This is a genomic window from Leptospira alexanderi serovar Manhao 3 str. L 60 (genome assembly GCF_000243815.2).
Classification (GTDB): domain Bacteria; phylum Spirochaetota; class Leptospiria; order Leptospirales; family Leptospiraceae; genus Leptospira; species Leptospira alexanderi.
The window spans coordinates 35,001-42,500 of record NZ_AHMT02000001.1; the positions used below are offsets into that span (position 1 = coordinate 35,001).

A 7,500-nucleotide genomic window follows, 5' to 3' on the forward strand; every position below is an offset into this window, starting at 1 on the left:
CTGGAATTTCCCTTGAAAGAAATTCGTCCCTTTCTTTCGGAGATTGAAGCTTTTCCTTGAGCTTTTCGGAAGCTTTTTCATACTTTTCCTGTTCGACGAGCTCCTGGATCTCTTCGACAAAAGTTTCATGACTGCTTTTGCAGAAATTGAAAAAAGAGATCACAAACAAAATTAAGATCGCATTTTTTTTAGAAAAAAAATCTAACGTGATTTTACTTTTTAAAATAAATTCAAATTTCATAATATAACTATAGCTCATCCAAAAGTTCTTTACTTGCGCCGAATACGTTAAACGGCATTATGTAAGTATTTTGAGTAGATTTTAAAAAACTTCTTTCAGGCCTATTCTTTAAATCGATCCGTAAATTCCAATTCCTTTTGAAAAAGCTCGGAAGCCTTTCTTCCGATGGTTTTTGTATCCAAAAACGAAATTCCTCCGTTCAGAATCGCACCGATATAAGGAAGCCAAGCATATTTCGAATAGGAATTTCCGTTCTTACGAAATAATCTCCATCCGAGATGAAATCCAATAGAACGAAAGATTTCCAACGAAGCCGGTCTAACAAGCACCCTACTGCCGACGTCTCTTACGATGGATCGAATCAAAGCGTGATTTTTATCGGGAAAAATGCAATAGCTCATGATTTCGGAAGAGACAAGAGATTCCTTCCCGTAGAGCGCGGCTATATCTTTGACGAGATGACCTTGGATTCTATAGAATAGAATCATTTCGGGTAATAGGGTAAGATATCCGAAACTTCTCTTTGGAATCGAAAGCCCAAAGCTGATCGCTCCGATTCGGATCGAAGCCTTTTGAATACATTCTTGAATCAAATCGGACGGATCGCCCACTGTTTTACCGAACGGACTCCGATAACTCCGGAGATCTGTCAGTAAGGATAGGAATCGTTCAGAAAAAACTTCTGCGACGGAAATATGGTTTTCCATAGAGTGCGTTGATTTACAAAGGAAAGGTCGAGTTCATTCAATGATAGGCAGACTTGAAAAAATACAAGAAAAATACCTTCGAATCAGCGAAGAGTTAAATTTGGCTAAAGATCCTTCTTCACTTAAGAACCTTTACAAGGAAAGATCCAGACTAACCCCTCTTTATCTCAAAGTGGAGGAATATCTCAAAATCCACAAAGATAAAAAAGATGCGGAAGAATTGATTTCATCCGAAAAGGACGAAGAAATGCATTCCATGCTCAAAGAAGAAATTCGCCAAGCGAGCGAGAAATTGGAGGAATTGGAAAAAGAACTCGAAATTCTACTTTTACCTCCCGATCCGAATTCGGGAAAAAATATCCTTGTGGAAATCAGGGCTGGAACCGGCGGAGAAGAGGCCGGTTTATTTGTGGCAGATCTTTTTAGAATGTATTCTAAATTCGCGGATAAACAAAAAATCAAAAGTGAAATCATCGATTCTGCCCCCACCGGAATCGGTGGGTTGAAAGAAATTATTTTCGCATTGGAGGACGAACGAGCTTATGATCTTTTCAAATTCGAAGGCGGGACACATCGGGTTCAAAGAATTCCAAGCACCGAGTCCGGAGGAAGAATCCATACGAGCGCGGTGACCGTCGCGGTCCTCCCCGAAGCGGATGAAGAAGAAATCGAAATCAATGAAAACGATCTTCGGATTGATGTATATCGTTCCTCCGGAGCAGGTGGCCAACACGTAAATACAACCGACTCTGCGGTTCGAATCACTCACATTCCGACCGGAGTTGTGGTTGCTTGTCAGGATGAAAAATCCCAGCATAAAAACAAAGCCAAGGCTCTGAGGATTTTAAGTGCGAGAATTCTTGAGAAACAAGCCGAAGATAAAAAACAGGCTTCGGACGCAATTAAGAAACAAATGGTAGGAAGCGGAGATCGTTCCGAACGAGTAAGAACCTACAACTTTCCTCAAGGAAGATGCACCGATCATAGAATCGGATTCACAAGTCATAACCTTTCCGCGATCATGGAAGGGGATCTGGAAGAACTGATAGGAGCTTTAACCGAAGAAGATAGAGCTCGGAAAATTTCAGAAACGCAAGCCCACTGAGGGTTTTCGGTCGAATTTACGGGTTGAAAAATTGACGATCGATCTCGGAGTAGAATCAATAGAGATGTTACAAGAAATCAACGAACCTCACCGAACACTTTGCGGGGAAAGAATTCCCTTTGAGAACATTCACGCAGTTTCCGTAAGCCTTCCCCAATTGTCGGATGTGATCGGTTATGAAGAAAAAAGAACGGAAACTCTTTCTAGATTGAAATCGGGTTATCCCAGATTTGTGGCACATTCCTATATCGCGAGAATTTTAGATTACAATCGAGAAACGAGAAAAATCGATACTCCTCAGTTCATCGTATCTTCCCGAAAAGCGGCAAACACAATCGTACAAAAATTTTCCATTCAAAAACACGAAATTATCGAAGATGAGGGAATCGTAACCTTAGTTATTCCGAACTTGAAAAATTTAGAAAAAGAAATTCTTTCTTTTATTCAACACACCGGATGTCTTGCATCTTCCAGAATGGCGGAGGATTTCCTTTTAAAGAAAGGAATCCTACAGGAAATTTTCAGAGAGAAAGTCGAGAAAGAAAACCCGGTTCAGAAAATTCTATCCACGCTATCTTCTTTCTACGGAGATCTAGATCCTGAAATTCTTCTTTCCGTTTCGGGTATGAACGGAGTTTATACCGCTTTCGAATCCTTAGATCGTATTCAAAGAAACAAAGGAAAAACGATCTGGATCAGATTGGGTTGGCTTTATGTAGATAATATTAGAATTTTAGAAAAATATACGAAAGACTCTTACGTGATCCATAACGCGACGGATCTGGAAAATCTAGAACAATTCCTAAAACAAAACTCGAAACAGGTCGCGGGAATCATCACCGAATGTCCCACAAATCCTCTCCTTTTAGTCCCCGACTATGAAAAACTAAAATCCATCGTGGATCAATATCAGATTCCATTGATTGCGGATATTTCCGTCGCAGGTTCGGCGGTGATCAACGTTCTTCCTTACGTGGACGTTGTTGTGGAAAGTTTAACCAAGTTCGCCTGTGGAAACGGAGATCTCATGATGGGATCCGTCATTTTAAACAAAAGCTCGCATTGGTTTTCCGAAATTTTCCCTATATGTAAAGAATTAATCGAAGCACCGTATCTCAGAGATTGCGAAAGGCTCGCTTACGAAATCCAAGGATACGAAGAAAGGGTTCTCAAGATCAGTGCAAACGTTAAAAGGCTCGCGGAATATTTTTCACAACAACAGGGTATTAGAAACGTATTCTGGACGGGATCTTCCAAAAACTTCGAAAAGATCACGAGGCTTCCGGGCATACAGGCAGGAGTTCTATCGATTGAACTTTCGATTCCATTAGAAAAGTTTTATGATCGACTCGCTCTATTGAAAGGGCCAAGTTTCGGAACCGAGTTCACTCTCAATATGTTATATGTTTATCTGGCTCATTACGAATTAGTAACTCAGGAAGAAGGAAGAAAATTTCTAAAAGAAAACGGACTGGATCCAAACTTGATCCGAATCTCTGTTGGTATCGAAAGCCCGGATCTTCTCATTCAAGAATACAAAAAAGCCCTCGAAACTTAAGTTTCTGCTCGGAGCAAATTTCGAACTTCGCACCAGCGCTAAAAGACAACATACGAAACTTATAAAATGAGTTATAAATTTAAGAATACTCATTCTATCGAATCATTTAAGTTGAAGTATTACATAATCCGATGGTTATTTTTGGATTAAGAATTCTGTTTCAAAACCTTAAAAGCAACCGGTCAATAATCATTCAGTAATTCGTAATAAAAGTGTGGGGAGTTCTCACAGATTACATCCTCTTAGGTAGTTTATGATGTGCTTTTCAAACAGTCTTTTTCGTTATTACAATTCCTGTGAGAGTTTCCACATCCTAAAGTTTTAGGACAAGTTCCATAAACAAAAGTTCCATTTTGCAAACCGGAAAATTTTTCAAATTAAATTGACCGAAAGAGGAATGTGAATTTTAAACTGTGTTCCCCTTTTAGAATCGGATGAAAAATCGATTTTACCGCCCAGTTGTCTTACGAGTATATTCACAAGTTTTAGTCCGAGAGAGTTGGAGTCTTCCAAATCGAAACCGAAAGGCATACCGATTCCGTTATCCTCAATCCGCATTTCCAAATTTTCATCCAATTTGGAAAGTGAAATCATCAACTCTGGTTTTCTTGCAATCGATCCTCCTTCCGGAAAAGCATATTTTAGAGAATTTGAAACTAATTCATTGATAATCAATCCAATCGGAATCGCACGATTGACAGTGATATCCAAAGATTCCAATACGGTTACCAATGCAACCGAATCGGATTTTCCATAAACTTGGAAAAGTTGATTTAAAAGTTTTTCGATATAAACGGAATATTGAATTTTCCCCAAATTCTCCGATTGATAGAGCTCCTCGTGAATCATAGACATTGTTCTGAGTCGATTTTGGCTTTCTATAAAAACGGAAAGGCTTTGTTTATCCTGAACGTAATCAGATTGCATGGATAATAATGAGGAAATTACTTGAAGATTATTTTTTACTCTGTGATGAATTTCTTTTAACATAACCTCCTTCTCATCCAGAGAAAGCTGCAATTTCCTTTCCGTGGACTTGATCTCTGTAAAATCAAGAAGAGTTACGATCACGCTCGAAAGAGAAGATTCAAATCCAGGCGGAACGGACCAACGAATTTTGATATTCAGCCTCGTATTGTCATAAACCCTAAAATCGACTTCGACCTCGTAAAAATAAGATTTTTCACGAATCTTCCTTAAAACTCTCCTGAAAACCTTGAAGTTATCCTGACTGAAAAAAAGTTTCCAATTTTTATAAACCGCATCCGCGGATTCGACCCTTAATAAATTTACTGTTTCTTGATTGACACCAACCACTTGAATAGAGTCAAAACAAAGACGAACAAAATCAGGATGAGTTTCTGCGTAATCCGAAAAAGCGTCTCCTTGAATATCGAAAGGAAGACTATCTAAAATTTGTTTGAGTTTGGAATAATCCGCTTCGATTATTGCAACGGGAAGGTGTTCGAACAATCCCATGTATCGAATCTGACTTTTTTCAAGAGCCGCTCTTGCTTCATTTTTCTCTTGAATTTCTTCTCGAAGAATTTCGTTGGAACGAAGAAGCTCGTGAGTTCTTTTTTCAACCTTTTCTTCCAAACTTTGATGCGAAATTCTAAGCTGGTTCTCCGCTTCCTTTCTTTCGTTCACCATACTCGCAATGAGCAAACTTGTGATCGACAATACTGCAACAAAGAATTGAAGGAGAATATTAGACGCATTCATGGATTCTCCGTAAAACTGTGGAGATTCCAAAACTATTCCCAAAATAGCAATGACGGAAGAAAGAACGACAGCCAGGCTACTGGCCCTTTCTCCTAATCGAAATGCGGACCACAGAATCAATGGAACTAAAACATAACCTAACGGATAACCGAAGGAAGAAATCGGCGTAATAAAACCAAAAGAGGCAAGAGAAAAGAATACGACCAAAAGAAATAACACCGTGGATTCTAAAAATTCTTTCCATTGAGGTATTTTATAATAACCTTGAAACCAGAAAAGAATAAACGGAGTTCCGACATAAACTCCGAGCGCGTCTCTAATCCACCAAGTCAACCAGCTTTGACGAATTGAGGAAAATTCGATCTCTCCTAAAAAATACATAGAAACCACAGAACCCATTGAACTGATCATACATACAATCGCTTCGAGAAAAATAAAAAGAAATACGAACTGAGTACGATCTGAAATTCTGTATTTGGGAATTCTACTGGAAAGAACGACCTTTCCTATATAACTTTGAAGCGCAGAAAAAAGACCGATCAAAAAACTAAGATATAAGTTTTTTCCAATGTCGATCCATACTCCGGATAATAAATCCATTCCTGAACTGGAAAGGAAAGAAGCTAAAAAAATCCCGAAGATCGCGCAATTTCCCAAAAGCAAAGTAAGACCAAGTGCAACTCCCGAAGCAAGCCAAATCGGAGAAGTATAGCCCGGGTAAATCGAGTCGTCTCTTCCGATTTGTGCGAAAAAGTAATAGATGGACCCGGAAACGAAAATGATTCCCAAGATCCTTATTATTTCTTTGAAACGAAGAGACAAAATGATTAATCCAAATTAAATTTGTTTTAAAATGATAATCGAAGAACTCATATTCTCTGACCAGCCCTTTATGATTTTCGACGAAGGATTCCACCCTTTCGGAAAAATTATCTTCCGCAATCCCATTAAAACAATCGAGGCATATTGTTTCGATACATTGTCAACCTCTTTGAACGAAATAAACGATTATTTAAAACAAGGGTATTATGTAGCGGGTTTTATTTCTTATGAAGTAGGCTATTTTTTTTTCAATATGAATTGGAAGAAAACCGAAACGGGTTTACCGATTTTATATTTTGCGGTTTTCCAAAACCCTGAAAAGCTTCCGGAAATTCAAACAGGACTTTCACAAAATTACGGCTTTTACATTTCTTCGATGCCGAATCATGAAAATTATGTTCAAAGTTTGGACACCATCCGAACTAAACTTTATCAAGGAGAAATTTATCAGATCAACTATACGGACAAAATTTCTTTCGATTTCGAAGGGGATATGTTATCATTTTATAAAATACTATCCCAAAGACAACCAGTTGCTTACGGTTCTTGGATTCGATTCCGCGATATAGATATACTTTCCTTCTCGCCGGAGCTTTTCTTTGAGAAAAAAGGGACAACGCTCGTTACCAAACCGATGAAAGGAACGTACCGAAGAGGTAAATCCGAAAAAGAAGATGAAAAAAACGTCCGAATTCTTCTGAATTCCGAAAAGGAGAAAGCGGAAAATCTGATGATTACGGATCTGATGCGAAACGATCTTGGAAAGATCAGTAAAAAAGGAAGCGTTCAAGTTCCAGCCTTGTTTTCTGTAGAAAAGTACAAAACGATTTTTCAAATGACGAGTACGGTTCGATCCGAACTTTCAGACTGGGTCGAATGGAAAGATATTTTCAGAGAGCTTTTTCCGGGTGGATCCATTACCGGTGCTCCGAAATTTAGAGCGATGCAATTGATCCAACAATTGGAAAAATCAAGGGGAATTTATACAGGCGCGATCGGAGTCATTCGACCCGATCAAGACGCGGTTTTTTCGATCGGGATCCGAACCTTGGAATTAAAAAAAGGAAAAGGAAATATCGGAATCGGTTCTGGAATCACGTGGGATTCCGATCCCGAAAAAGAATGGCTTGAAATTCTAGAAAAGGCAAAGTTTTTCACAGAAGCACCGCAAGGATTTTCCCTTTTCGAAACCATACTTTACAAAAACGGAATATTTTACTTTCTAAAAGAACATCTGGAAAGAATTAAAAAATCCGCTAAGATTTTTCAATTCCCCTTCTCAAAAAACGAATGGGACACTTCTTTGAAACAAATCGCCTCAATCTCTCCCGGTCCGAACTCA

The 7,500-nt window shown here is 38.7% G+C and carries 6 protein-coding genes (2 of these 6 running past the window's edge); 3 read left to right on the forward strand and 3 right to left on the reverse strand.

Annotated features, from left to right (window positions below; translation table 11 throughout):
• Nucleotides 1-241, reverse strand: the start of a protein-coding gene (locus LEP1GSC062_RS00155) for a hypothetical protein (RefSeq protein ID WP_020983080.1). It extends 917 nt beyond the left edge of the window; only the first 241 of its 1,158 coding nucleotides appear in the window; it begins with the start codon at nt 239-241; its stop codon lies off the left edge, out of view.
• Nucleotides 242-342: 101 nt separating this feature from the next.
• On the reverse strand, nt 343-948 hold the full coding sequence (locus LEP1GSC062_RS00160; protein WP_010577348.1) for a hypothetical protein: 606 nt from the start codon (nt 946-948) through the stop codon (nt 343-345).
• 40 nt (nt 949-988) lie between these two features.
• Between LEP1GSC062_RS00160 and prfA the strand changes: the two genes are divergently transcribed.
• Nucleotides 989-2,053 carry a peptide chain release factor 1 gene (gene prfA / locus LEP1GSC062_RS00165; RefSeq protein WP_010577349.1) on the forward strand — a complete coding sequence of 355 codons (1,065 nt, stop codon included), beginning with the start codon at nt 989-991 and terminating at the stop codon, nt 2,051-2,053.
• A gap of 64 nt (nt 2,054-2,117) precedes the next feature.
• Complete coding sequence (locus LEP1GSC062_RS00170; RefSeq protein WP_020983072.1) at nt 2,118-3,611, forward strand: aminotransferase class I/II-fold pyridoxal phosphate-dependent enzyme; 1,494 nt, start codon at nt 2,118-2,120, stop codon at nt 3,609-3,611.
• A 372-nt stretch (nt 3,612-3,983) separates the two neighbouring features.
• Here the strand turns inward: LEP1GSC062_RS00170 and LEP1GSC062_RS00175 are convergent, their stop codons facing one another.
• Complete coding sequence (locus LEP1GSC062_RS00175) at nt 3,984-6,158, reverse strand: MASE1 domain-containing protein (RefSeq protein ID WP_020982998.1); 2,175 nt, start codon at nt 6,156-6,158, stop codon at nt 3,984-3,986.
• A 31-nt stretch (nt 6,159-6,189) separates the two neighbouring features.
• Between LEP1GSC062_RS00175 and pabB the strand changes: the two genes are divergently transcribed.
• Nucleotides 6,190-7,500, forward strand: the 5' portion of a protein-coding gene (gene pabB / locus LEP1GSC062_RS00180) for an aminodeoxychorismate synthase component I (protein WP_039940689.1). 465 nt of this gene lie beyond the right edge of the window; only the first 1,311 of its 1,776 coding nucleotides appear in the window; its start codon is at nt 6,190-6,192; its stop codon lies beyond the right edge, outside the window.

Excerpts from the sequence above, each read along its gene's own strand:
- LEP1GSC062_RS00160 (WP_010577348.1), bottom strand. The coding sequence starts at position 948 with ATGGAAAACCATATTTCCGTCGCAGAAGTTTTTTCTGAACGATTCCTA.
- prfA (WP_010577349.1), top strand. The coding sequence starts at position 989 with ATGATAGGCAGACTTGAAAAAATACAAGAAAAATACCTTCGAATCAGC.
- LEP1GSC062_RS00170 (WP_020983072.1), top strand. The coding sequence starts at position 2,118 with ATGTTACAAGAAATCAACGAACCTCACCGAACACTTTGCGGGGAAAGA.